This is a genomic window from Sulfurovum sp. TSL1, from assembly GCF_019972135.1.
GTDB lineage: Bacteria > Campylobacterota > Campylobacteria > Campylobacterales > Sulfurovaceae > Sulfurovum.
Window position 1 is genome coordinate 238,064 of record NZ_BPFI01000002.1, and the last position, 24,924, is coordinate 262,987.

Annotated in this window: 31 protein-coding genes; 25 read left to right on the top strand and 6 right to left on the bottom strand. The window is 39.7% G+C overall.

Annotation, left to right across the window (positions count from 1 at the left end; all coding sequences use genetic code 11):
* Positions 1 to 80: 80 nt before the first annotated feature.
* The 5 genes from LDM98_RS10085 to gatC all read right to left on the bottom strand — a co-directional run bounded on the left by LDM98_RS10085 (position 81) and on the right by gatC (position 2,961).
* Positions 81 to 518, bottom strand: a complete 438-nt coding sequence (locus tag LDM98_RS10085) for a Fur family transcriptional regulator (RefSeq protein ID WP_223899279.1) — start codon at positions 516 to 518, stop codon at positions 81 to 83.
* Positions 515 to 1,165, bottom strand: a complete 651-nt coding sequence (locus tag LDM98_RS10090; protein WP_223899280.1) for a CvpA family protein — start codon at positions 1,163 to 1,165, stop codon at positions 515 to 517. The genes LDM98_RS10085 and LDM98_RS10090 overlap by 4 nt, the downstream gene beginning before the upstream one ends.
* 83 nt (positions 1,166 to 1,248) lie before the next feature.
* Complete coding sequence (locus tag LDM98_RS10095) at positions 1,249 to 2,307, bottom strand: type IV pilus twitching motility protein PilT (protein ID WP_223899281.1); 1,059 nt, start codon at positions 2,305 to 2,307, stop codon at positions 1,249 to 1,251.
* 12 nt (positions 2,308 to 2,319) lie between these two features.
* A complete protein-coding gene (locus LDM98_RS10100) occupies positions 2,320 to 2,661 on the bottom strand; it encodes an arsenate reductase family protein (protein WP_223899282.1) in 342 nt (113 codons plus the stop codon).
* Between the two features lie 9 nt (positions 2,662 to 2,670).
* Positions 2,671 to 2,961 (bottom strand): Asp-tRNA(Asn)/Glu-tRNA(Gln) amidotransferase subunit GatC, encoded by a 291-nt coding sequence (gene gatC, locus LDM98_RS10105; RefSeq protein ID WP_223899283.1) that lies wholly within the window; start codon positions 2,959 to 2,961, stop codon positions 2,671 to 2,673.
* A gap of 103 nt (positions 2,962 to 3,064) precedes the next feature.
* Between gatC and LDM98_RS10110 the strand changes: the two genes are divergently transcribed.
* The 7 genes from LDM98_RS10110 to LDM98_RS10140 all read left to right on the top strand — a co-directional run bounded on the left by LDM98_RS10110 (position 3,065) and on the right by LDM98_RS10140 (position 7,431).
* On the top strand, positions 3,065 to 3,406 hold the full coding sequence (locus LDM98_RS10110) for a ferredoxin-thioredoxin reductase catalytic domain-containing protein (RefSeq protein ID WP_223899284.1): 342 nt from the start codon (positions 3,065 to 3,067) through the stop codon (positions 3,404 to 3,406).
* Positions 3,407 to 3,488: 82 nt separating this feature from the next.
* Complete coding sequence (locus tag LDM98_RS10115) at positions 3,489 to 3,833, top strand: rhodanese-like domain-containing protein (protein WP_223899285.1); 345 nt, start codon at positions 3,489 to 3,491, stop codon at positions 3,831 to 3,833.
* Position 3,834: 1 nt separating this feature from the next.
* Entirely contained in the window at positions 3,835 to 4,392 is a 558-nt protein-coding gene (locus LDM98_RS10120; RefSeq protein WP_223899286.1) for a YqiA/YcfP family alpha/beta fold hydrolase, read from the top strand.
* A complete protein-coding gene (gene dapE / locus LDM98_RS10125; protein WP_223899287.1) occupies positions 4,389 to 5,498 on the top strand; it encodes a succinyl-diaminopimelate desuccinylase in 1,110 nt (369 codons plus the stop codon). The genes LDM98_RS10120 and dapE overlap by 4 nt, the downstream gene beginning before the upstream one ends.
* Positions 5,495 to 5,878, top strand: a complete 384-nt coding sequence (locus LDM98_RS10130) for a thioredoxin family protein (protein ID WP_223899288.1) — start codon at positions 5,495 to 5,497, stop codon at positions 5,876 to 5,878. The genes dapE and LDM98_RS10130 overlap by 4 nt, the downstream gene beginning before the upstream one ends.
* A gap of 6 nt (positions 5,879 to 5,884) precedes the next feature.
* Positions 5,885 to 6,412 (top strand): thioredoxin family protein, encoded by a 528-nt coding sequence (locus tag LDM98_RS10135; protein ID WP_223899289.1) that lies wholly within the window; start codon positions 5,885 to 5,887, stop codon positions 6,410 to 6,412.
* A 32-nt stretch (positions 6,413 to 6,444) separates the two neighbouring features.
* Positions 6,445 to 7,431: a sensor histidine kinase KdpD gene (locus tag LDM98_RS10140; RefSeq protein WP_223899290.1), complete on the top strand. Its 987-nt coding sequence runs from the start codon at positions 6,445 to 6,447 to the stop codon at positions 7,429 to 7,431.
* Between the two features lie 33 nt (positions 7,432 to 7,464).
* On the opposite strand, the gene LDM98_RS10145 is transcribed toward LDM98_RS10140, so the two are convergent.
* Positions 7,465 to 7,932 carry a DsrE family protein gene (locus LDM98_RS10145; RefSeq protein ID WP_223899291.1) on the bottom strand — a complete coding sequence of 156 codons (468 nt, stop codon included), beginning with the start codon at positions 7,930 to 7,932 and terminating at the stop codon, positions 7,465 to 7,467.
* 83 nt (positions 7,933 to 8,015) lie between these two features.
* On the opposite strand from LDM98_RS10145, the gene LDM98_RS10150 reads away from it, so the two are divergent.
* The 18 genes from LDM98_RS10150 (at position 8,016) to nrfD (ending at position 24,915) form a co-directional block, all read left to right on the top strand.
* Positions 8,016 to 9,152: a cache domain-containing protein gene (locus LDM98_RS10150; protein WP_223899292.1), complete on the top strand. Its 1,137-nt coding sequence runs from the start codon at positions 8,016 to 8,018 to the stop codon at positions 9,150 to 9,152.
* Positions 9,149 to 9,808 (top strand): response regulator transcription factor, encoded by a 660-nt coding sequence (locus LDM98_RS10155; RefSeq protein WP_223899293.1) that lies wholly within the window; start codon positions 9,149 to 9,151, stop codon positions 9,806 to 9,808. Before LDM98_RS10150 ends, LDM98_RS10155 begins: the two co-directional genes overlap by 4 nt.
* On the top strand, positions 9,798 to 10,943 hold the full coding sequence (locus tag LDM98_RS10160; protein ID WP_223899294.1) for a HAMP domain-containing sensor histidine kinase: 1,146 nt from the start codon (positions 9,798 to 9,800) through the stop codon (positions 10,941 to 10,943). The genes LDM98_RS10155 and LDM98_RS10160 overlap by 11 nt, the downstream gene beginning before the upstream one ends.
* A gap of 254 nt (positions 10,944 to 11,197) precedes the next feature.
* Positions 11,198 to 12,598 carry an OprO/OprP family phosphate-selective porin gene (locus LDM98_RS10165; protein ID WP_223899295.1) on the top strand — a complete coding sequence of 467 codons (1,401 nt, stop codon included), beginning with the start codon at positions 11,198 to 11,200 and terminating at the stop codon, positions 12,596 to 12,598.
* 13 nt (positions 12,599 to 12,611) lie between these two features.
* Positions 12,612 to 13,118, top strand: a complete 507-nt coding sequence (locus LDM98_RS10170; protein WP_223899296.1) for a DsrE family protein — start codon at positions 12,612 to 12,614, stop codon at positions 13,116 to 13,118.
* Between the two features lie 218 nt (positions 13,119 to 13,336).
* Entirely contained in the window at positions 13,337 to 13,843 is a 507-nt protein-coding gene (locus LDM98_RS10175) for a DsrE family protein (RefSeq protein ID WP_223899297.1), read from the top strand.
* Positions 13,844 to 14,040: 197 nt separating this feature from the next.
* Positions 14,041 to 14,616, top strand: coding sequence for a sulfur oxidation c-type cytochrome SoxX (soxX, locus tag LDM98_RS10180; RefSeq protein WP_223899298.1), 576 nt, complete (start codon positions 14,041 to 14,043; stop codon positions 14,614 to 14,616).
* Positions 14,617 to 14,629: 13 nt separating this feature from the next.
* Positions 14,630 to 15,097: a thiosulfate oxidation carrier protein SoxY gene (gene soxY / locus LDM98_RS10185; RefSeq protein ID WP_223899299.1), complete on the top strand. Its 468-nt coding sequence runs from the start codon at positions 14,630 to 14,632 to the stop codon at positions 15,095 to 15,097.
* A 103-nt stretch (positions 15,098 to 15,200) separates the two neighbouring features.
* A complete protein-coding gene (gene soxZ, locus LDM98_RS10190) occupies positions 15,201 to 15,536 on the top strand; it encodes a thiosulfate oxidation carrier complex protein SoxZ (protein WP_008245280.1) in 336 nt (111 codons plus the stop codon).
* Positions 15,537 to 15,539: 3 nt separating this feature from the next.
* A complete protein-coding gene (soxA, locus tag LDM98_RS10195) occupies positions 15,540 to 16,316 on the top strand; it encodes a sulfur oxidation c-type cytochrome SoxA (protein ID WP_223899300.1) in 777 nt (258 codons plus the stop codon).
* A gap of 9 nt (positions 16,317 to 16,325) precedes the next feature.
* Positions 16,326 to 18,104 carry a thiosulfohydrolase SoxB gene (gene soxB / locus LDM98_RS10200; RefSeq protein ID WP_223899301.1) on the top strand — a complete coding sequence of 593 codons (1,779 nt, stop codon included), beginning with the start codon at positions 16,326 to 16,328 and terminating at the stop codon, positions 18,102 to 18,104.
* A 146-nt stretch (positions 18,105 to 18,250) separates the two neighbouring features.
* A complete protein-coding gene (locus LDM98_RS10205) occupies positions 18,251 to 19,771 on the top strand; it encodes a hypothetical protein (RefSeq protein ID WP_223899302.1) in 1,521 nt (506 codons plus the stop codon).
* A gap of 8 nt (positions 19,772 to 19,779) precedes the next feature.
* Positions 19,780 to 20,697, top strand: a complete 918-nt coding sequence (locus LDM98_RS10210; RefSeq protein ID WP_223899303.1) for an MBL fold metallo-hydrolase — start codon at positions 19,780 to 19,782, stop codon at positions 20,695 to 20,697.
* Positions 20,694 to 21,461 (top strand): thioredoxin fold domain-containing protein, encoded by a 768-nt coding sequence (locus LDM98_RS10215; protein WP_223899304.1) that lies wholly within the window; start codon positions 20,694 to 20,696, stop codon positions 21,459 to 21,461. The genes LDM98_RS10210 and LDM98_RS10215 overlap by 4 nt, the downstream gene beginning before the upstream one ends.
* 10 nt (positions 21,462 to 21,471) lie before the next feature.
* Complete coding sequence (locus LDM98_RS10220) at positions 21,472 to 21,909, top strand: DsrE family protein (RefSeq protein WP_223899305.1); 438 nt, start codon at positions 21,472 to 21,474, stop codon at positions 21,907 to 21,909.
* A gap of 74 nt (positions 21,910 to 21,983) precedes the next feature.
* Entirely contained in the window at positions 21,984 to 22,961 is a 978-nt protein-coding gene (locus tag LDM98_RS10225) for a DUF302 domain-containing protein (protein ID WP_223899306.1), read from the top strand.
* A 243-nt stretch (positions 22,962 to 23,204) separates the two neighbouring features.
* Positions 23,205 to 23,963 carry a 4Fe-4S dicluster domain-containing protein gene (locus tag LDM98_RS10230; protein WP_223899307.1) on the top strand — a complete coding sequence of 253 codons (759 nt, stop codon included), beginning with the start codon at positions 23,205 to 23,207 and terminating at the stop codon, positions 23,961 to 23,963.
* Position 23,964: 1 nt separating this feature from the next.
* A complete protein-coding gene (gene nrfD / locus LDM98_RS10235) occupies positions 23,965 to 24,915 on the top strand; it encodes an NrfD/PsrC family molybdoenzyme membrane anchor subunit (RefSeq protein ID WP_223899308.1) in 951 nt (316 codons plus the stop codon).
* The last annotated feature ends 9 nt before the right edge of the window (positions 24,916 to 24,924 follow it).

The window sequence follows — 24,924 nt, forward strand, 5'->3', positions numbered from 1 at the left end:
TATGGAGTATTTTGATGTTGAGGCTGCTTTTCAAGCAATCTCTCACGATTGATTGTAATGTATGAGCGTGTTCAGTCCGGTTATTGGCACTTCTCACAAAGACCGGTGATCTTCATCGTATGGTCTGTCATTTGAAAGTTGAATTTTTTTGCTATCGCTTCTTGTCTCTCTTCAATGGTTTCGTCGTAAAATTCTATAATCTTACCACATTTTGTACAGATAAGATGGTCATGATGTTTTTTAAGACCAAGTTCATATTTTTTGCCCTGTACACCAAAAGAGATAGAACTGGCGATCTCTGATGATTCCAGTAAAGCAAGTGTACGGTAGACAGTTGCAATACCGATATTGACATCGGGGTGTTGCTCTTTCAGTAGGGTATAGATATCCTCAGGCGTAAAGTGTCCGTTGTTTTCGTAAAGGAACTTCAAAACAAGCTCTCGTTGTTTTGTGAACTTCAGTGCGTTTTCCTTCAAAAGTGTTTGGAACTTTTCTAAAAGTAGAGGATATTCAATCATATGGACCCTTGGTTTTCTATAGTAGTATTCGTACTATTGGTTTCGATGATCGAAGCGTTTGTCTCAACTGAAACATTCATTTCGACCGGAGCAGCGACCTCTTTTGTATCAGAAACAGTCAGCCCCAGATCAGAGGTATCCAGGTTGATAAGGTACGAACCTGTGGCCCTGAGATACGGATAGAGTACAGAATCATTGATGTACTTTTCCAAATTATCTTTGATCAGTGTGACATTGGATAACGCAGTGACGATCAACGCAAAAATAAGGAAATACTTCCCCCCTCCTGCGATAAAACCAAAAAGACGATTGAGAAAACCTAAACCGCTTTCACTGGTCAGTTTGGAAAATATCGTACCAAGAATGGTAGCACTCACCCAAATAATGATCAAAATGGCAAGGAAACCGATAAGTTTAAGGAGGGATGCATTCTCTAAAGGTAAAAAGTTCGTATCAATAAATGTTGCAGCTTTATCAGAAAGTCTGGAGGCGAAGTAGACCCCGCCTACCAGACCTAAAAGACCGAATAGTTCTTTGATAAAACCCTGCATAAAACCTTTGATCCCCAGTATCAGTATAATGGCTGAGATGGTGACATCAAAGTAATTAAAGTCCATCATTGAAAAACTTTCCATTGAAAAATCCATATTATCCCCTGTTTTTACTTATAGTTTTTGCGTATTGTATCTATATCTCTCTAAAAATGTTTTTAGAGAGATATTTGTGATGATCATATTTTTCCAGAAAGTTCAGCTGGCCTGTTGGCATACTGTATAGCAACATCACGGCTTATCTTCCCGTCTTTGAGGAATTTAAGCAGTGCCTGAGTTTGCGTTTGCATACCTGTATCACCTTGACCCAATTGCATTTGTGAATAGATCTGGTGTACTTTATCTTCACGAATGAGGTTTGAAATCGCATGATTAGTGACCAGGATCTCAGAAGCAGCGACACGGCCTCCTCCCAACTTAGGAAGAAGCGCCTGTGCGATAACCGCAACCAGTGAAGAGGCGATCATCGCTCTGATCTGCGGTTGTTCATCCCCTGTAAATACATCGATGATACGGTTAATGGTTCCCGGTGCCGAAGAGGTATGCAGGGTACCGAATACAAGGTGACCTGTTTCAGCGGCAGTAAGCCCTGCTTCTATGGTTTCCTTATCTCTCATCTCCCCGATCAGTATGATGTCAGGGTCTTGACGCATGGCATATTTTAGGGCTGTGGCAAAAGAGGCAGTATCTTCACCGACACCTCTGTGAGAGAAGACAGATTTTTTATTCTGGTGGATAAATTCCACTGGATCTTCCACAGTGACGATGTGTTTTTGTTCATTAAGGTTTATCTCATTGAGCATAGCGGCGAGTGTGGTCGATTTACCGGAACCTGTTGGCCCTGTGACCAAAATAAGCCCTTTTTCTCTCTTGATAAGACTTTTATAGACTTCAGGCGCACCCAGGTCATCCAGTGAAGGCACATCAATAGGAATGATCCTGAAGGCAGCAGCAGTGTCCCCCAAGGTACGATAGTAGTTTGCCCTGAACCGTCCGATACCAGGAAGCAAGAGTGCAAAGTCAAGTTCATCATACTCTTCAAATTGTTGTTTCTGTTTCTCTGTGATAAGCGAGTAACACATCTCCTCAATGTCATCCCCTGTCAGTACAGGAAGGTTAACGGGTTTAAGTACACCATCGAGTCTTATCTGTGGTTCGGTACGACTTACGAGGTGGAGGTCCGATGCACCATGTGTAACAACACTTTGAAGCAGTTTCTTGATATCAAAAGCAGCCATGATTATCCTTTTTTAATGTATGATTTTTAGATATTGAGACTCATTATACCCAACTATCACCTGGTTATCAAGCTCGATAACGGGACGTTTGATAAGCATATTCTCTTTTGCAAGCCATTGCTGTTTATCTTCGTCAGACAGATCAAGCTCTTTCAGTTTTAGGGTGCGGTAGGTCGTACCTCTGGTATTGAAGAGGGTCTTGATATCGGTATATTCTAACCATGAAGCGATCGTCTCCCCGTCCACCGGCGTTTCACGGAAATCTATGAACTCGTAGGCTATCTCATGGGATTTAAGATATTTTATCGCTTTTCTGACACTGTCACAATTTTTTATACCATAGATCTTCAGCATGCAATACACTTATTCGATGATCGCTGGTACGATGAAAAAGTCGTCTTGTGCCTGAGGGGCATGAGAGAGTATATCTTTTGCAATATCATCGGCTTCTCTGGGACTATCGGCTCTTAAAGGTGTTCCCCCTTCGAGCGTTGAAAATGAAGCATCCAGGCCTTCTGTATCAAGTTCATTGAGATTATCCACATAAGTGAGGATACCTGAGAGTTGTTCGATCACCGCCTCTTTTTTAGAATCGTCGATCCTTAGGTGTGAAAGTTTTTCAAGTTTCTCTAAAACAGTGTGATCTATGTGCATGATATCCCTTATTTCTGGTCAATTTTTATAATGGCTCTTATTATATATTAATTTAGTTTAAGATATAACTACAAGTAAAATAACAGAGATAAAGGTGTAAACGATGCAACAATTAGATATGAACTCAGAAGAATTTAAAGCAGAAATGGTGAAGACAAAACAGTTTACAGATAAAGTATGTGAAAGTAAAGGTTGGGTCTATAACAGCAATGAAGAGGTTAATGAAGCCATCATCATGGGGCTTTCACGTCACAAATTACTTTATGGTAAAAGATTCTGTCCCTGTTTCATGGTTGAACCGGATGAGTCAAAGCCAGGTAAGTTCAAAAGTGTTGATGACAGGATCTGCCCGTGTAAACCTGCGATAGAAAAAGAGCTTCCTGAAGATGGTATCTGCCATTGTCAGATCTTCTGTACTCCTGAGTACCGCGAAGCAAATAGTTAAGTAAAGTGTATTTTTAACTTAACAGCAGGTTATAATTTTGATTGACTATAATACTTGATTATTTTAGTCAGGAGATCACAATATGCAAGAGTTACTTGAAAAAGATGATATCAATTCGGAAGAGTTGGAAATTTTATTAGAAGCACGGGATGAAGGGAAAGTAGATTTCCTTTTGGTCGATGTAAGAGAAGAGATGGAGTATGAGATGGGCCACATTAAAGGTGTGGACATGCTTAAACCTACGACTGCTTTTCAACAATGGGCACAAGAGCTTTTTGATGAGACCAAAGAGAAGAAAGTCATCTTTACCTGTCGTACAGGCAGCAGAAGCGGGCAGGTACAACATGTATTCAAGCAACATGGGCATACAGGCGTATTGAACCATTTTGGCGGTATTGTGACCTACCATGGTGAAATAGAAAAATAAAATGTCTAAAATCCTCTATCTTCACGGTTTCGCATCTTGCGGAGAAGGGAATAAATCTTCACTCCTTAAATCCTATTTTGGTGCAGACAATGTCATCGCACCGGATCTTCCGCCTTCTCCTATCGATGCTCTGGCATTGGCCGAAGAGATCTTAGGCTCTGCAAACATTGATACCTTGATAGGTTCATCGTTAGGCGGATATTATGCAACCGTTTTGGCTGAAAAATACCGCATGAAAGCCATACTGCTTAACCCGTCGACCCGGCCATGGGAAACTTTGGCTGCCTATACAGGGTGGCAAAAACGTTTTTGTGATGAAGAGATATTTGAATTCAAACCGGTCTATCTCGAACAACTCAAAATGTTACAGACAGCTCCGGATAAAGGAAAATATCTACTGCTTTTGCAAAGTGGAGATGAAGTATTGGATTATGCAAAAGCACAATCTCTTTATAAGAAACACAAAGTGATCGTTGAGTATGGCGGGAATCACCGTTTTGAAAACCTGGATGAGTATCTCTCCATGGTAGAAAAATTTATAAAAAATGAGTCTGAATGAATGTAGTTGATCTATTGCTAAAACTGTTGAGTTTTGAATCTTTAACACCTGATGATGCAGGATCGTTAAAATTCATTGAAGCGTATCTTGATGAGTATGAAGCGATCTATGTAAACAAAGAGGGTGTGAAAAATCTCATGTTGAGTAAAAAGTTCTCAGAAGGGCCGCATCTTTGTTTTGCCGGGCATGTAGATGTCGTTCCTGCGGGAGATAAGTGGGATACAAACCCTTTTGTTCCCGTGATCAAAGAGGGCAATATCTATGCCCGTGGGGCACAAGATATGAAAAGCGGAGTGGCCGCTTTTGTACAAGCCTGTAAAGAGAGTGAACATTTTGAAGGTACGCTCTCCGTACTGCTTACCTCCGATGAAGAAGGTGAGGGAAAATACGGTACGGCAGTGATGCTTGAGCACCTCAGAGAGATAGACTTTTTGCCGGATTACTGTATTGTTGCAGAACCGACGTGCGAGCGTGTCTTTGGAGATGCGATCAAGATAGGCAGACGTGGCTCGATCAATGGATATTTGACGTTGAACGGCAAGCAGGGGCATGCTGCGTATCCTGAGAAAGCGATCAACCCGGTCCATCAGATAGCCACGATTCTAGATAAGATCGCGGGGATAGATCTGGATCAAGGGGATGATGATTTCGCACCGAGCAAAATGGTGATCACGGATATCCGTGCAGGTATGGAAGTGACCAATGTGACACCAGGGACATTAAAAATGATGTTCAATGTACGTAATTCCACTAAAACTACACAACAAGAGGTTAAACTTCACATTGACAAATGTTTTGACGGCCTGGATTACAGTTTGGAATTAACGCAGGGTTCGTACCCGTTTGTAACGAAAAGAGATTCCAAGATCGTACAGAAGCTCACTTCAAGCATTAAAAATATTACGGGGGTGGAAACCAAATTCTCTACCGCCGGTGGTACGAGTGACGCCAGGTTTATGGGGGCTTATGGCATAGATGTGGTAGAGTTCGGTGTGATCAATGATACGATTCATGCACCCAATGAAAGGACATCCATCAAAGAAGTCGAAGCACTTTGTGCTGTGTTTAAAGATACAGTGAAACATTTTAATGAAGGATCGATATGAACAAAATAGTATTAAGCGTTGTACTTCTCTCAAGTCTGCTCTTTTCCGTAGAATGGAGTAAAGACCTGGAGACAGCATTTGCTGTAGCAAAAAAAGAACATAAAAACATTATGGTCTTGGTAGAAAGTGAAAACTGCAGATGGTGTAAAAAACTAAAACACCGTACGCTGGCAGATGAAGCGGTAGAGAAGAGACTCGAAAAGTTTGTGACCGTCAAGGTCATGAGAGAAGATGCTTTTGCAATGTCTGAATTGCCGGAGGTCAAAGGTGTCCCTACGATTTTTTTTATGAATGAAGACAAGGTCATTTCAGATGAAATTCTGGGTTATGTGGATGTAGAGGATATTATCTATTATATCAATGATATAGAAAAAAAGTAGAGATCAGTGTTAAAGAGTCAAGGCATCATCACAGCTATTACATGGATCGGGCTGCTCTTTTCTCCCGCCTGTGCTGAAGAAACAGTCCAAACAGAGAAGACCACTATTTTTAAAGGTCAAAAAGATGAAACGACCCAGATCGTGCAACACAAAGCAGGTACCCCTCTTGCCTATGAGACACTGAGTTGGGAAACAGATATGGATCATGCTTTTGAACGTGCCAAAAAAGAGCATAAAAATGTCATGATCATGGTAGAAGATACACGGTGTAAATGGTGTAAAAATATCAAAAAAGGTGCTTTGTCCGATCCAAATGTACAGGATAAACTGCAATCTTATATCTTGTTAAGAGTACAAAGATCAGACAAGAAGACCGCTGCACGTATTGAGGATTTCACCGGCGCGATCCCGAGTTTTTATTTTATGCAGCCGGACCAGGAACTGTTTGAATCGGTAGTGGGCTATTTTGCTACAGAGGATTTTTTAAGTTTTCTCAAGGGTATTGAAGAAGAGAATGAGGTCTTTGATCTATGATCTTCAGGCGTCCCTATTTTACAGAATATATTATGGCAAGGCTCGTAACCCTGGCTGTTTTTACCGGATTTGTTTTTAGTACACTTTTGTATATCTTTATTCCTGAAGCCGATATTGCTTTTGTTGCTATAGTACTTTTGATATCAGGTTTCTCCGTATTTATTTATGCGATAAACCGCGGGGCAAGACACATGGAAAATGAACTCCGGCTTATCAATACATATTTGGAAAATCTTGAAAAAACAGAAAAGATAGACTATCAGGCACAATTTTTTACCCAAGAGTTTGAAGATATCAACCAGAACCTGATCAAAGTACTTGACAGTGCTAAGAAACGTGAAGATATCAAGCAGCGTTACAACGCAAAACTGAAGCTTAAAAATCGCCAGCGTGCAGATATGATCTCAGCCATCGCCCATGAGTTTCGTAACCCTATCGCTTCTATCATGGGATATGCCCAGACATTGGAGGAAGATAAAGAGATCCCTCAGGCATTGCAGGAAAAATTTTTAAATAAGATCTATAATAATGGTGTAAAAATTGAAGCACTCCTCAGCAGACTGGTACTCTGGAATAAGTTTGAGAGTGGTGAAGCCACACTGCATCCAAGTCAGTTTGACCTCTATACACTGGCACAGGAAGTGACAACATCTTTGGAAGAGAAGTACCCTCAAAGAGAGATCGTATTGCAGGGGCGTAGTTATAGGGTCGAAGCGGACCGTACACTTCTGGAGATCGTACTCAAAAACCTGATAGAAAATGCACTGAAGTATTCAAAAGATGAAGTTGTGGTCACAATGGATGAGGGACATATCTCGGTGATAGATAAAGGTGCAGGTATCTCTCCTTCGGATATTGACAAAGTCACTAAAAAGTTTTATCGTTCGGGTACACACAGCTGGGATAACTCTATGGGACTGGGGCTCTCCATCGTCAAGCGTATCCTCGCGTTACACGGTACGGAACTGGAGATCCAGAGTGAGGAGGAAAAGGGCTCTACCTTCTCTTTTACGCTTTAAAATTTTTCGTTGGTACATACCGCTTTTAATCTATTAATCCCAGATAGGTACGTAGGCATACCCTTCATTCTGTTTGTCTATCAAACCTATCGTTGTATTGGGGATGACCTTTACAAAGTCATAGACATCTTTTTTTTCCAGATCATGTTTCCTCAAGCCCACCCCGCATACCAAAAATTCTACATCATAGGTTTCGGCCAGTGTTTGAATACGTTTTCCAAGTGATTGATACGTAGCAAGTAATGCTTTGTCATCTTTGTACTTACTGTTTGCAGGGTCTTTTAGAAAGAACTTGTAGCTACCGCCATGAATGACAACCGTAACATCAAGCTCGCGGAGAGTACTTTCATAATGTGCTTTATTTGCGACTATGGCACTTAAAATACGCAGTTCAAAATTATCCAGATCTTTGGTTGTCAGATCGTACACTACTTTGGCAGGCGCTTCTTGTGCGTAGAGTATGCCTAGAGTGAGCAGTAGACTCAAGATAATTTTTTTCATGTATGTTCCTTTTAGTAAGTTTAAGATAGGATAGCGTTATAATATTAAAAAAATATAAATTTTAAGGAATAGGATCCCACTTTATGCGTGTAAAAATGAAATCATGTACACCTTCAAAGTACATCAGTAAAATAGCAGCCTATATTACTTTTGGTGTATTAATGATCCTTTTTATCTCTGTTTTCTTTTTTGTAAAACAGAGTAAAGAGGACAGGCTCATCAGTCTGGGTGATCAGTTGGTAAGTGATTTTAGAGCAGGACTTGACTATGAGATGGCCGATCTTCTCTCATTGTCCTTGGCCCTCTCTGAAGATGGTGAACTTAAAAATGCATTGACCGCAGGAGATGAGTCTCAAGGATATCGTATCTTGAGTAGGATCACAGAACGGTTTAAAAAATATACACATGTCAAAACCCTGCGTATCCAGGTACTCACCCCGGACTTTTTTATTTTTGCACGAAGTTGGGATGAAGGGTATGAGGGGATGCCTATCTGGTGGTTCAGAGAGGATCTGGCCTCACTGGATAAGAACAGCCAGCCAAAAGTAGGGATGGAAACGGGTAGACTACTGACTCTGAAGGCTACGATCCCTATGCGCAGCGGAGATAAGGTCCTGGGTTATCTAGAAGTGATCAAATTTATCGATGATTTTACACTGAAATTACGTAAAAAAGGTATCGAGCTTTTTGCACTGATGGATGAGAAATATCTGGAACAAGCTGAACTGATGCGAAATTTCCCTCTGTTAAATGGATATGTGATCTCCAATCAAAACTATAACCAACAGTACATGGATAAAATAGAAATGATGGACTGGGATGCTCTGTTGCTCAATAATTATGAATATGAAGATGGTATACTTTATTTATATGAACCGATGGTCAATGGAGCAGGAAAACAGATCGGAATATACCTTTTATGTATCTCGAAGGATGTATTGAAACAATATGAAAAGGCAGATCAAAGTGTGTCGGTCTTCACTCAGTTCTCAGATGAAGATATAAAAAATGTGGTAGATGCCTGGCAGACACCGCACGACAGTTTCCGTAACGCTTATGATAAGGAGCTCATAGGGATCTTGCCGAAGCTGAACGATGAAGATAAAAAAGAACTTGAAGTAGAAGCGAAACGTATACTCTATGGCTACAGCAAAGATGAACTTATTGATATCATTGTTGAAAATAAGCATAATGAGAAAAAGTCAGGGACGATAAAATGAAAATACTAATTTTAGAAGATGAAAGCATACTTGCACTCAGTATGAGTGAATTTTTGGAAGAGAGCGGGTATGAGGTTGAATGTTTCACAGATTCTGAGGCAGCGTATGATGCGATTTACGAGAATGTGTATGATCTGCTGCTTCTGGATGTGAAAGTACCTGGTGAAAAAAACGGTTTTGAGATGTTGGAAGAGTTACGGGAAGATGGCAATATCACACCAGCTATTTTCATTACCTCGTTGACGGACATCGATGATCTGAGTCGGGGGTATGAGTGTGGTGCCTGTGATTATATACGGAAACCTTTTGACCTTGCAGAGCTTAAGTTTCGGGTAGAACAGGTGATGAAAGTACAATGTTTCGCTTCCTCAGAAGAGAGCATAGAACTGCCATCGGGGTATAGTTATGACCTTAAAAAGATGAAGCTTACTTTTAATGGAGAAACGGTACAACTTGCCAAGACAGAGGCAAAGATATTGGAACTTCTTATCAAAAAAAGAGGCTCTGTTGTAAGTTGTGAAATGTTTTGGGAAGAGGTATGGGGAGAGTGGGTGGACCCTGCAAATATTCGTGTACAGGTAGGCAGTTTACGTAAAAAACTTGAAAAAGATTTTATTAAAAATGTACGTGGTGTAGGGTATAGTATTGATTTTTAATACCGATGATTTTGCCCGTAAATATGCGCTTATCTATACCGGGATATTGGCTGTTCTGTTGATAGCACCGCTGGTGGTCTATATGCAGCTGCTTTTACAGATTGATGAAGCAAAAGTAAAACTTTCTCTTGAATCTCAGGCAAAGAAGATCATCACTTCCATGCAGCAGTACCAAAATGAAGATCAAGTCTACTATTTCCCACGCTATAAAGAGTATAAAGCGGCACTCTATACGGACCAGTATGAAGAGATATTTTCAAATTTAGAGTTTGAACCTTTGTCCTTTACGGAAGGGTTTCATCAAAAAAGAAACCGTTATTATTATGTCTATCCTCTTCCAAACGGTTATTATTTCGGTGCAAACTATCTATTGGTATCTACCGTACATACAGCCTATGATATTTACTTTTTTGCCGCGATGGTGATGATCGCTATTGTGATCGCTCTGTTCATATTTTCATTTTTATTACTGAGAAACTTTTCAAGGCCTTTCGAAAAACTCAATATGCAGCTTGATAATTTCATCAAAGATTCTATGCATGAGATCAATACACCTTTGAGTATCATTAACCTCAATTCGGATCTTTTTGCCAGTAAATATGGTGAAAATAAATATCTGTTACGTATGAAGTCTGCTGCCAAAACCCTTGCCACTATTTACAATGATATGGATTATCTTGTGAAAGAAGGGAGGGTCAAGTATAAAAAAAGCACCTTGGACTTTGGAGAATTTATCCAAAACAGAGTCGATTATTTTCAGGAAATAGCAAATCTCAAGCAGATACAGCTCCATACGAATATCCTTCCGGGACTCACACATACATTTTCAAAAACGAAACTGCAGCGTATTGTTGACAATACGATCTCCAATGCGATCAAATACAGTAATGACAATAGTGATGTTGAGGTCAATGTATATATGAAGGATGCACATATAGTCTTTGAAGTAAGAGATCATGGTGTCGGTATCAAGGATACCAGTAAAATATTTTCACGATACTATAGAGAAAATGAAGCCAAAGGTGGTTTTGGAATAGGGTTGAATATCGTAAAGAAAATTATTGATGAAGAGAATATTCTTTTAGAGGTCGATTCAAAATTTGGAGAAGGCACAAGATTCCGCTATACCTTTTAAGCTCCTCTCCCCTTTTACAATATAAAACAAAAATACATAGATAAAAAATGTTGATAGTTTTACCCATATAACTTTATAGAACAGATAAGGCCAGCTTTTTTTTAGCTGGAGATTGACACCAAAAAAACAGATTATTGTATAAAGCACTATTTTTCAAATACATTAAAATATTTTATATTTAATAATAAATTATTTTACACATATTTTACACTTAACCGCTAAGATACCTCTTCAACTTATAAACAGGAGAGGAAATGACACAAGGAAAAACAAGTGTTTCAAAACGATCACTATTGAAATTTGCTTTGGTTGCACCGCTATTATTTAGTGGGCTGGAAGTGAATGCAGCAAACTGGCTCATGCTTCAGGGTACACAACCTGATATGGTAGCACCCAAAGGGGTGAAAGTACCGTATAGAAGCAAGGTGCCTAAAGTATGGGGTTTTATTCAAGCCAACTACAAAAAAGATTTTGGAGATGTCTTTATCGCACCGGATGGAAAAAATAAAACGCCGTTTTCATACCTTAACCCAAATCTGGAAGATCAAGAAGGTTTTAGTATTTTCAGAGCACGGCTGGCAGTTAGGGGGATGGCTGACAGCGAGAACCTTGTCAACTATTTCTTTATGACAGAGTTTGGAAACAGTGCTGTAAATAATCTTGCCGGGCATGATGTGGCTACCTATTTTACGGATGCTTCTATTACACTCAAGCATATACCAGGAGCTAAAGTTCGAATGGGGATGTTCAAGACACCTGGAAGTGAAGAGGGCCTTCGAGCGGTATTTGTCTCTCCTTATATAGAATTTACGACGATGACAAATCACCATCTTCTTGAACGCCAGATCAGTGATGTGGGTTCTGCACAGACTGGTGCAGCTGCCGGAGGTGCTTCGACAACGCATTATACTAGTACAAGCATAGATAAGCCTATAGCGGCATTCAGAGATAAAGGGGTACAGATCTTTGATACCTTTAAATTTCAGGATGACTGGTCACTGAGTTATGCCTATATGTATGGTAGCGGTACAGGTATTTCCCACAGCAGTTCCAATGATCAGGCAACCAATTACGGGTACCTGGCATTAGAACAGGAATTTGGAAAAGGCAAGGGATTCTATACCGAAGCGATGAAATTCTACGTATGGGGTCAGAACGGTAAACGTACATTGTATTCTGCAGCAGACGGAGAAATGGAATTTGACCGTAAACGTTATGGTGTAGGAATGACCTACTATCGTAACGGACTGCGATTTGAAGCAGAGTATATGAAAGCAAAAGGTATGATATTTACCGGTGCAAAAGAAGTAGATGTCGATCCGAATCCTGCTACGGAAGATTGGCAGTTTCAGTTTGCTGTAGGCAATGAAAATGAAGCTGATGGTGGTTATGTGAACTTACAATACGAGATCATACCTAATAAGTTTGAAGTGTTCGGGCGTTATGACTACTGTGATCGTTTGACCCATGATATCAAGGGAGAACGCAATTTTAAAACAACCACTTTAGGAGCTTCTTATCGTTATAGAGGTCCAACACGTATTGACTTGAACTATATTATGAAAGATGCAGAAGCACCGGGCAATCCAAATGCACAAAAAGTATTAGACAATATGGGTGATCGGATCGCGGTTCAGATTACGGCAGCTTTTTAAGAAAGGATAAAGAATGAAACTTAAAAAAAACCTATGGGTGATTATGGCATTTATGATGACAGCTGCCTTACCTGCACTGGCTAAAGAGAAGAGAGAAAATGATGTTGTAAAAATCGTCTATCAATGTGATTTCCCTGATGTACAGCGTATGCATCTTATGATCAATACTCTGAACAATGCTGTAAAACATTACCAGAGTACATTGGAAGAGTATGAGATCGATATCGTTGCTCTTGGTCCCTGTCTGCAATATTTGATGAAGGACTTTAAAAATACTGGATTTGAGAAAAAACCTTATATTGACCGTGGCGGACCTGCAGGAAACGGTACGGCAGGACGTATCAAGAATTTACTCATGACCGCAGGTGACAATATGAAAATCATTGGATGCCAGAATACCATGAAGAAGAAAAATGTTACAGAAGAACAAATGGAGGATTATGTAGAACTTACTCCAGCCGGGATCATTAAGATCATTGATCTTCAGCGCGAGGGTTATTCGTATATAAAAATAATGTAATACTTCTTACCCAGATCAAGCATAGACAGCTTAGACTGTTTGTGCTTCTCTTCATTTTCCTTACAACTGCATATTCAAAACATCATTTGCTTTTTCTCTGATAAAAAATCACATACTTAAATAAAGTATAACAATACACAGTTAGCAACATGCTTACACTTCTTTTACACACTGGGGTGCTAAGATATTTCATGAGTATCCTATAAAAAGGATCAAGTATGAAACTTAAAAAAAACCTATGGGTGATTATAGCACTTATGATGATATCTGTTTCACCGGCGCTGGCTAGTGAGAAGAAAAAGGGTGATGTTGTAAAGATCGTCTATCAATGTGATTTTCCGGATATCACGCGCATTCATATGATGCTTACCACACTAGATAATATTGTAAATCATTACCAAAGTAGATCAGAAGCGTACGAGATCGATCTCGTAGCTTTTGGTCCCTGTCTGCAATACGTGATAAAGGATTTTAAAGGTACTGAATTTGAGAAAAAGCCTTATATTGACCGTGGCGGACCTGAAAAAAATGGCACAACGGGACGTATCAGGAACTTACTCATGAAGGCAGGCAATCATATGAAAATTATTGCATGCCAGAATACCATGAAGAAGAAAAATGTTAGAATAGAACAAATGGAGGATTATGTAGAATTGACTCCATCAGGAATCATCAAGATCATTGATCTTCAGGGTGAAGGATATGCATATGTCAAGATAATGTAGTATTCTAAGAGCAAACTAGAGTACGGACAGCTTCACTTATTTATACCACATTTTAAACAATTCTTATGAAAAATATTAGCTCATATAATAATGTTATTTTATTAGAAAATAGAATAAATATATTTTTACAAAATTTACATTTTCTTTACAATTCTTAGTTATGATGCTTCCTGAAAAACAACTAAAAAGGAGTATGAATGCATACAAAGATCAAATGTTTTGCTTATGCAACATTGTTTTTATCAGCTTCGGCGTCACTATGTGCTGTGGACTTGACAAAAGCATATGATATGCCAGATGCAACAAAGATAATAGAGAACGATCTATTCCCTGCGGCTAAAACGTACACAATGCCAAAGAGCTGTGATCTTACAGATGCTGCGGCAATCGCAAGAGGGGAATTTATGTTCCATAATCTCAACGGAGAAAAAGTAAAAGGAAATCTACCAGCAGGATTGTCTAAGTTCGTTGAGAAAAAAGGTAAAGACGGCAAAGTGAAAAAAGAGCCTAAGCAGTATGGTAACTGTGTAGCATGTCATAACATTGAAGGTGCAAAAGGTGGAGGTAACATTGGTCCTGATCTTACAGGATATAAGGAAATGTTCCTGGATACAAAAGTAAGAGATGCACAATTTGTCTATCAGAAAATCGCAGATCCAAGAGTGGATAATCCAAATACACACATGACAGTAAATCTTACAACAGGGCTCTTTAATGAGCAAGAGATTTGTGATTACACTGCGTACGTAGTATCAGAAAAAAAGAAAAAGTAAAAGGAACTAAAGAATGGAAAGAAGAAATTTTATAAAAAGTATCTGTGCAGCATCAGCTGTAGCAGCGACAGTTACACCTTCGGCATTATTTGCAAAAGAAGCACCAAAGGGTGGAAATGTATTGAGTTATGATGCAGCAGTAGCAGCGATCACAGGTGGGAAAGCAGTAGCAGACAGTGATAAAGTACAGTTAACTGTACCGGAAATTGCAGAAAATGGTGCCGTTGTACCTGTAAAAGTGGATGTAGATCATCCTATGGAAGAAAGCAATTATGTAAAAGCGATCCATGTATTAAGTACTAAAAATGGTAATGCAAGATGTGCAGATGTCATGCTTACTCCATTAAATGGAAAAGGATATTTTGCAACGAGAATAAAACTGGGTGGAACGCAAGATGTTGTTGCCTTGGTAGAGCTTAGCGATGGTACATTTATAAAGTCAGCGAAAAGTGTAAAAGTAACTATCGGTGGATGTGGCTGATCTCATAAAGAGATGTTTTGATCATAGAAATTTTAACTTGAGGAATGAAAGAAGGGTATGACCTTTCTTTGAAAGTACGATAATTATAACAAAGGAAAAACAGATGGCAGAAAGAAAGTCAATGATAAAAATTAAACCTAAAAAGTTTAAAGTGGGAGATACAGTAAAGGTTGATTTTATTGTAATTCACCCAATGGATACAGGATTACAAAAAGATAAAAAAACTGGAGAGATCATACCTGCACACTTTATAGACAATATTACTTTCTCTTTAGATGGTAAGCCATTTACGACTATGAAAGTGTGGGAAACTGTTTCAACTAACCCATATTTTTCAGTAAACCTAAAAGTGCCTGGTAAAGGTACAATTACGGTTGATTATACAGACAATACGGGTGAGAAAAACTCTAAGAGTAAAAAACTTAAGCCAAAAGGATAAGCAATGAAAAGAGTAATATTACCTTTGGCTCTTTTGGCAACCATGGGAACTGTAACGGTAAATGCTGCTGATCAGTTCGCAATGAGCGATGCCGATAGAGCAATGTACTCAGAAATGTTAGAGAACAATCCTGCTGATATCTTTGTAGAAGAAGGTGGAGAGATGTTTGAAGAAGAGTTAGGTGGAGAAGCTGCATTGGCAAAGTTTTTAGGCATCTCTGAAAAAGAGTTACCTAAATACATTGCCGGTTTCCCAAGATATATAGCAAAACTTGGTAATGTTGTAGGGTTGGATCAAGTCATGCAAGCAATGCAAGTAGAGCAGGGTCAAAAGAAAACAGATCTCAAATCCGGGAAAATGTTCTCTATGCTTGCCTATGTAAAATCATTGGCAAATGATGAAGTGATCAATATCGATGTCAACGCAGATGAACACATTAAAGCAGCCTATGCATTAGGTGAAAAAACATATATGACCCCAAGAGGGGGAAGAGGACTTGCTTGTAACTCTTGCCACAGTGCAGATATCATTGGGCAAGTGCTTCGAACACAGCCACTTCCGGATCTAGGTGAGAACAATGTTGCAGGTACATGGCCGGCATACCGTATGACAAAGTCAAGTCTTAGAACGACACAAAGAAGATTTCAAGGATGTATGAAAAATGCATTGCTTGCAGTGATTCCTTTAGGATCTAAAGAGATGAATGCTTTGGAAGTATACGTGAATAAACTTGCAGCAGATAAGAAAAAAACAATGGCCATCCCAGGTTTGAAGAGATAAGGTGATAAAATGGAAATAGATAGACGTGACTTCCTCCAGATTGCTGCAACACTAGGTTTACTAGGTGCAACTGGAGGGACAAATCTTTTTGCCGGTGAAGCAGGTAAAGAGCGTATCAAAAACTTAAGTTTTTCTGATATAGTAGATTTCAAGGCAAAAGGTAAAGCAACCATTTTACATATTTGTGATTTGCATGCACACCTTAAACCGCTTTACTGGAGAGAACCATCTACACTGATCTCAGCTAAGAACCTGGTGGGTACACCGGGGTTCATCTGTGGTGAGAGTTTTCAAAAGTATTATGGTATCCAACCAGGTTCACTGGATGCGTACTTTGATACACACAATGACTTTACGGAACTTGCGAAGAAGTTCGGAAAAATGGGTGGTATCGCACACATGAAGCCGATCATCGATCATGTGAAGAAAGAGAGAGGTGCTGAAAACGTTATTCTTGTAGACAGTGGTGATACATGGCAAGGTACAGCAGTTGCACTCAAAACTGACGGTGAAGCTATCGTAGATGCGCAAAACTATTTGGGTGTCGATGTGATGGTGGGACACTGGGAATTTACTTATGGTAAAGAACGTGTTCATGAGTTGATCGGTATGCTGAAGGGTGATTTTATCTCTCAGAATGTTATCGACAATGATCCATTCTCAGATGAGTTTGAAGAGCTGATCTTCCCACCATACTCTATCCAGGAGATAGGCGGAGCAAAAATCGGTATCATCGGACAGTCATTCCCATTCACTTCTACTGCAAACCCTAAAAAGTTTACAGAAGGATGGAGTTTTGCATTGCGTCATGAAACGCTGCAAGAGTATGTGAATGAGCTCAGAGATGAGAAGAAAGTGGATGCTGTTGTTGTATTGAGTCATGATGGATTCTCTGTAGATCAGGAACTGGCTAAAAAAGTGACAGGTGTTGACTTTATTTTAAGTGGACATACGCATGATCCTAGCCCGGAGCCGATCATTGTCAATGATACAGTGATTATCATCTCTGGAAGCCATGGAAAATATATCTCTAGACTTGATCTGGATATTAAAGACAAAAAAGTAGCGGGTTACAGTTATAAACTCATACCTGTAGCATCAAATCTTATCCCTGCAGATAAAGCGGGAGTTGACTTGGTTGAAAAATGGTATAAACCTTATAACAAAGAGCTCAATGAAGTGCTCGGTACAACCAAAGGACTTCTCTATAAGAGAGATACTTTCTACTCAACGTTTGATTCGCTTATAGGTATGGCGATTCAAGATGAGATGAAATGTGATATCAACTTTAACCCAGGGTACAGATGGGGTACAACCGTACTTCCGGGTGACGATATCCTAAAAGACAATGTCTATGAGATGACGGCGATCACATACCCAGAGGTCTATACCTTTGATCTTAAAGGTAAAGTGATAGCAAAATTGATGGAAGATATCGCAGACAATGTATTCAATGCTAACCCGCTTTTACAACAAGGTGGCGATATGAGTAGAATTACAGGTGCAAGTTACAGCATCACTATCTCTGCACCATCGGGTAAGCGTATTTCTGACTTTATGATCGGTGGTAAGCCTATTGACATGGAAAAAACCTATAGGGTCTCATCATGGGGAGGAAACCTGCAGAATGTAGGTGAAAATCTTGATACAAAAGCGATACGTCCAGTCTATGAAGTGGTCAGTGACTACATTCGTAGACAAAAAGTGATCGACATTCCTATGGAGTCTAATGTGAAAATATTGGATATGGATTGTGGATGTCCGGTCGAAGGTGCGAAGTGTTCATAAGTTAAAACCGTGCCTCGTCTTTCTACTAGATATGTTGTAGTCTCCTTTTGAAAGGCGGGGCATTGGCGGTTGTGATATAATCACAGCTTTATTATAACACAGCGTTAATAAAGTCATTATGACTAAAAATACTAAAAGGGGTAAAAATGAACAAGGGAAGAATAAAAATCAGTTTAGCGGCATCAGCGCTATTATGTATGGGTACATCTGCGATGGCAGGTGGAGATATTGCACCGGTTGAGCCGGTAGTTGAAGCTGCAAAATCAGATACACCTAAACGCCAACTCAAAGGTAATATGACAGTTGTATATAACACATTACCGGGAAGCGTGGACAATCTTCGTGATATGTTTGGTGAAGGTATCTTTTATGGAAGACTCAGATCGAATACATTCTATTGGGATTGGGATACCGAAACTGCAAAGAATCAAGACAATAAAGCTTGGGGGCTAGGGGGAAGTCTTATCTATAAATCAGCGGTATTGAACGGGTTCAGCTTTACAATGGGCTATTATGGTTCATTAAACCCTGATTTCTTCAGAGAAGATGATGCAGATGTAGGATTCGTAAAAGCAGGTAAAGATACATTCAGCAGATATAAAGTTAAACATACAGGTGCTTACGGTATGCATGTACTTGGACAAGCGTATCTAGAATATAATAACGGTACGGTTGATGCAAAAGCAGGTCGTCAATTGTATGAGTCTGTCTTTACGGCTTCAAATGATACAAAAATGATTCCAAACACTTTTGATGGTGTAACAGTAAGTGCAAAAGTAGCACCAAAAACTACTGCAAGAGTAGCATGGTTCGCTAAACAAAAATTAAGAGACCATGAAGATGCACATGATCTCGTGACTTTCCAGGATGCAGCCGGTGATAACTGGGGTAACAATGATGATGCAGCGGTTCACAAAGGACTTACATATGACGCGTTTGTTCTTGCAGGTGAAGATCCGAACCACGATATGTTCCTAGGAGATATCAACACTAAAGCTGTGGACAATCTGGACTTTACTTTAAGTGCTTTAACAGTGCCAGGTGTTGTGACGGATGTTGTGGCTGAAGCACACTACAGATTCAACATGGATAACGGTTGGGCGGTAAGACCAGGTGCGAGATATTTCCATCAAATGGATAATGATGGCGGAGCTGTAGGTGGAGCTGCTCTTAGTGGTAATGAAACTGGTTATGATGCAGGGGCAGTAGGTTCTTTAGACAGTAGTCTTTTCTGTGGAAGAGTGGATCTTGAAATGCCAAACAAAAAAGGTTACTTTAGACTTGGGTACTCAAAAGTGGCTGATGAAGCGGATATCTTGGCTCCATGGAGAGGATTCCCTACAGGTGGATTTACAAGAGCGATGGCACAGTATAACTGGGTTGCAAATACGGAAACATTCATGGCAAGAGCACACTATAAGTTCAACTCAACATGGACAGCAAGTTTAAGATATGCGATCCAAGACTTTGATGATACTAAGCCAGGTGCACAAGCAGACAGTGATATATGGCACTTAGATACTTGGACGAACATCACAAAAAGACTGCAAATGAGAACACGTATCGGTATTGTCACTGCTGATGATGATATTATTACGACTGGTGGCGGTCTTAAAACAGATGTTTCTTATAACGAGTATCGTTTAGAGTTTAACTACCTGTTCTAGGAGTACGAATGAAGAGCATCATAGCATTCTGTCTGTTTTTATGGACTGCGCAGGCGCATGAATATCATTTGGCGCCTGTCAAGGTCGCTGAAGATGTACATTGCTTTTTTGGTGCACTTGAAAATATCACCAAGGAAAACGGTGGTAATATGGTGAATACATGTTTTGTCCAAACAAAACAGGGGTTTGTTGTCATAGACAGCGGCCCTACGTATGCCTATGCGAAGCAGGCATATACCCAAATGCAAAAGATCCAAAACCTCCCTGTAAAATATGTCATCGATACACATGATCATGACGACCACTGGTTAGGCAATAGTTTTTATAAAAGCAAAGGCGCTTTGTTGATAGGTCCAAGGACGTATGAACAAAATGTAGTTGTGGGTATGGAAACACGTATGCAGCGTACTTTGGGCAGTGAAATTTTCGGTAAGACGGAGATCGTCAATCTTGACACTGTAGTAGATGATAACCTTACGCTCAATGTCGGCGACAAGACCTTTGAAATTCAGCAATTGGTAGCAAAAGCACACACGAAGGGCGATCTTATAGTATACTTACGGAATGAGAAGGTACTGTTCGCAGGAGATCTTGTCTTTAATGGAAGGGTCACTTCCCTGCGTGACGGTTCGCTCATGGGTTCCATCAAGGCATTGGCAAAAATAGATGCATTGCATCCTGAGGTCATCATAGGCGGGCACGGATATCGAACAGATGCGAATGCTACACGGGCACTCAAAACCTACCTCCTTGAAATGAAAGAAGAGGTACTTGATGCACTGGATAATGATATTCCTATGGGAGAGATCACCCAAAAAGTAACCATGCCCAAGTATGAGAAGATGAAACTTTATGATGTATTGCACAGCCGTAATGTATTTGATGCGTATCGGGAACTTGAAATGTATGATGAGGATGAAGAATGAGAATAGCCTTAGCTATGTTACTCTATTTAAATGCACTCTATGCGGTGGAAGGCAAGGAAGTGTATGAAAAAAAATGTGCTTCTTGTCATCAGGGCTATATCCCTATGTCCAAACTCAAAGAGAATTTTCAAGACTATAACAATACACTGCTGAAGCTTGTTGCACCCACGTTAAACCAGCTCTCTTACAGATTAAAAAAGAGTATAGGAGATCCAAAAGGTGACAATGAGATACATCGTATGGAAGTAGCTGCATTCATCACTGAGTATGTGCTGCATCCAGACAGACAAAAAAGTCTCTGTTTAGACGAAGTGATGCAGTCTTTTCAAACCATGCCCAGTCTTGAAGGAAAGGTCAGCGAAGAGGAACTTGAAGCAGTCAGTACCTATATTTATGATTTTGATGAGAAGGTCGTAGAAGAGCATAGTGTAGCCTATGAAGGATTTGAAAAAGCATTGCAAAAGGCAAAGAACGAGCATAAGATCATTATGCTTAAAGTGATGACGAAAGATTGTTACTTCTGTAGAAAAATGGAGAGAGAAGTGATGGTGGAAAATGAGGTGGTCGAGATGCTGGAAAAGGATTTTATCCCCGTTGCGATCGATATTTCTACTACGGAACTTCCTTTAGGATTAAACACTGAATTGACCCCCAGTTTTATTTTTATAGATGAAAATGCTAAAGTGTTATTGAACATACCAGGTGCATGGGGAAAAAAGGATTTTCTTGATATATTGAGAGAAGCCAAAATGAAACAAAAGTAAAGGATAAACAATGAAAAAGATATTGATACTGCTCGTATGCGTATTCAGTTTTGCGGCAGCGGAGACAGAGTTTGCCGAACCAAAGCCCGCAATTGACAATCCTAGACAGCTTGTATTTGGTATACCTAGCGGAGAGATCAAAGAGATAAACCGTATTTTAAGTACGGTCAATAATGTCATGAAGTTCTATAGACCGGAAAACACTGAAGTGGTGATCGTGGCCTATGGACAGGGACTAAAGTCTTTACTGAAAAAAGGTGATGCAGATGTACGAAAACGTATAGAAGCACTCATGACCTATGATGTAGAGTTTATTGCGTGCGAGAACACCATGAGGACACTGCATATCGAGAAAAAAGACCTGCTTGATGACATTGGCTTTGCAACTGCGGGTATCGTCGAGATCATAGAGAGGCAGCTTCGGGGCTATACCTATGCCCAGCCATGATCTAGATTAAACTTTTACATATTATTTACAGAAGATTGTTATATTACGGTATAAAAATCAAAAGGAAATAAAATATGAAATTGTTAGTTAAAGGGATGCTTTGTGCATCATTGATCGTTACAGGCGGGATATCTCAGGAAGTTGTAAAGCCAGCAGCTAAAGCACCTGCTGCTATGAAAAGTACTACTCCGGATATAGAAGTATTCACTTCAGAAAACGCAGATGGAAAGATCACTCCTGCAAGCATAGAAGAAGCATTTAAAGAGGCAGGTTTTGTGATCTCTGCCAACAGGGATATGAATGGCCCTTTTGTGAAGCAGTTTAAAGAATCAGGTTTTGATATCTATAATCTTTTTACGTTGTATAAACCGGATGTTGTTCTGGAACTGGTAAAGAAATATCCTAATGTGGGTCTTTTTGCACCAATGAGTATGTCGATCTATACGAAAAAAGGTGAAAAAACGATCTCGGTCTCGTCTCTAACAGTCGAAGCAATGTCTAAGATCATGAAAACGCCAAGTGATGATAAAACCCTGCATGATTTAAGGACACTTGTCAAACAAACATTGAAAAAGGCAATGCCAAATGGTTCATTTGAAACATTACCGTATGTACAGACAGAGGCAAAAGGTGAACTTGTTACGAACTTCAGTATGGAGATGGATCCAGATGAGTGGGAAGACCAGTTAGAAGAGTTCAAAATGGGCTTTGAAGGTGAGCTTGCACCTAAAGGCTTTGTTATCGCAGGACATAATAACCTAGGTGATGATTTTAAAGAATCAAATTATGAAGCATTTGCTTTTTATGAAGTCTACTCTGTTTGTAAACTACCGGTGATCTACACTATCGCTAAAACAAGACCGGAAGCAGGGGCCTATGCGCCGTGTTCACTCTATCTCAGTAAAAAGAAAGATGAAGATGAGATGCAGATCGGATTTCCTTCTGTGTACAATTGGATGAGCTCCATGGCTATAGATAGCACAGAAGATATGGAAGTCCTAGAAGCTGCACAGGCAGGTATGAATAAGATATTAACCGGACTCACTGAGTAGTCTGGACAGCTGATAGCGATACGTATATATTCAATAAATATAAATAGCAGATAGTACTTATCATTTTTTTTTAACAAAAATGTTCTATTTGCTACATCAGATTAAAAACGCGAAGTTTCTTTAAGCAAATAACCAATTTTTAAAGCAAACTTTAATAGTATTAATCTAAGCATTTCCCTATGGTCTCATCGGATTAACGGGTACTTATAATTATTATAAGGTAGCTAAATTTAAGGAGGAAGCATGAAATTAGGTTTCTTAGTTGACCTTAACCTGTGTATGGGTTGTAAAGGTTGTGAGATTGCTTGTAAAGTGGAAAATGAAGTTCCATTGAGTACTTGGCGTTTACGTGTTAAATATATAGACTTGGGAACATTCCCGGATACTAGAAGATCATTTACACCATTACGTTGTAATCACTGTGAGAGTGCACCATGTGAGCGTATCTGTCCGGTATCGGCATTACATTATTTAGAAAATGGAATTGTAAATATTGATAGTGACAGATGTATCGGTTGTGCAGGTTGTATGATGGCGTGTCCTTATGGAGCGATCTATATGGACCCTGAAACAAACACAGCAGACAAATGTACCTACTGTGCACACCGTATTGAGAGCGGTATGATGCCAGCATGTGTGGTTGCCTGTCCGGTTGAAGCAAATATCTTTGGAGATATTGAAGATGACCACAGTCATATTTCACTCTATATTATGGAACACAAAGGTGCGGTTCAGGTACGTAAACCAGAGAAGCATACTTCTCCGACACACTTTTATGTAGGTGGAGGTAATGCAACATTGAATCCACTTGCACATCAGAGAATTGAAGGTTTCAGTCTCTTTAATAATATTACGCACCTAGAGCATGTAGGGGACAAAAATCACGGGATCCTTGATAGATTCTTGGCACCGTTCACTGGGCATCATGGTCCAACAGACAACGCAAGTTTGATTGAATCAGCGATAGATGCTGAATCTCATGAACAAGAGGGAGGTCACTAAGATGGTAGAAAGTACAATTAACGCAACGCAAGCAGTTGTTACACTCGATGTACCGATTCAGGGCCTTATTTGGGGGAGTATTATTACTGTAAACATGTGGGCAAAAAGTATCGGTACAGGTGTGGTCTTTTTAGCAGCATTTTTATGGTTTAGACATAACAAAGATGAAATGCCTAACTTAAGATGGCTTATGCCGGTGATCGCATTTGTATCATTGAACGTATTCTTATTGTTTACATTGATAGATCTACATCAGCCGTACAGAATGATACATATATTCACACATCCGCATTGGACTTCATCTATTACTGTCGGTGCATGGATGGCATCACTATTCTTGGCTCTTATTACAGTGCTCATGGTGATCGGTGCAGCAGATGCATTCCCAGGTCTTGGCGGTAAGAAAAACAAGCTTGCTGAAATCGCTAGAAATAACTCTGCAGTGTATGAAAAGATCATGCCATTTTTAGTATTTTTAGCGATCCCTGTTACTACATATACTGCCATCATTATGGCACAATCAAGTGCAAGAGAGTTATGGCAGGCACCGACTGAAGTCATGCAAATGATGTGGGCAGCACTTATGGCCGGTTCTGCAGCATTGATCTTTATTTCTGGTTCATGGAGTAAAGAAGCAAGAAAAGATTTGGCACTTGTACTTACATTTGCTGTTTTCTTTAGTTTTATGATGTATATGGGCGAGTATTTCTTCTCATTCAAATCTTCAGAAGCAGAAGCCGTTTTAGCATATGTACACTCAGGTGGGGCATATAGTGTTGAATTCTGGTTTGGTATGACACTTGGATTTATTATCCCATTCTTCTTGGGAATGAGTTACATGAAATCAGAAAACATGACGCTGCTTAGATTTGCAGCTATTTTAGCATTGGTAGGGTTATTCTTGGTAAAAGATGTTTGGCTTAAGATCCCACAAATGTTACCATTAAGTTAAGGAGAAGAT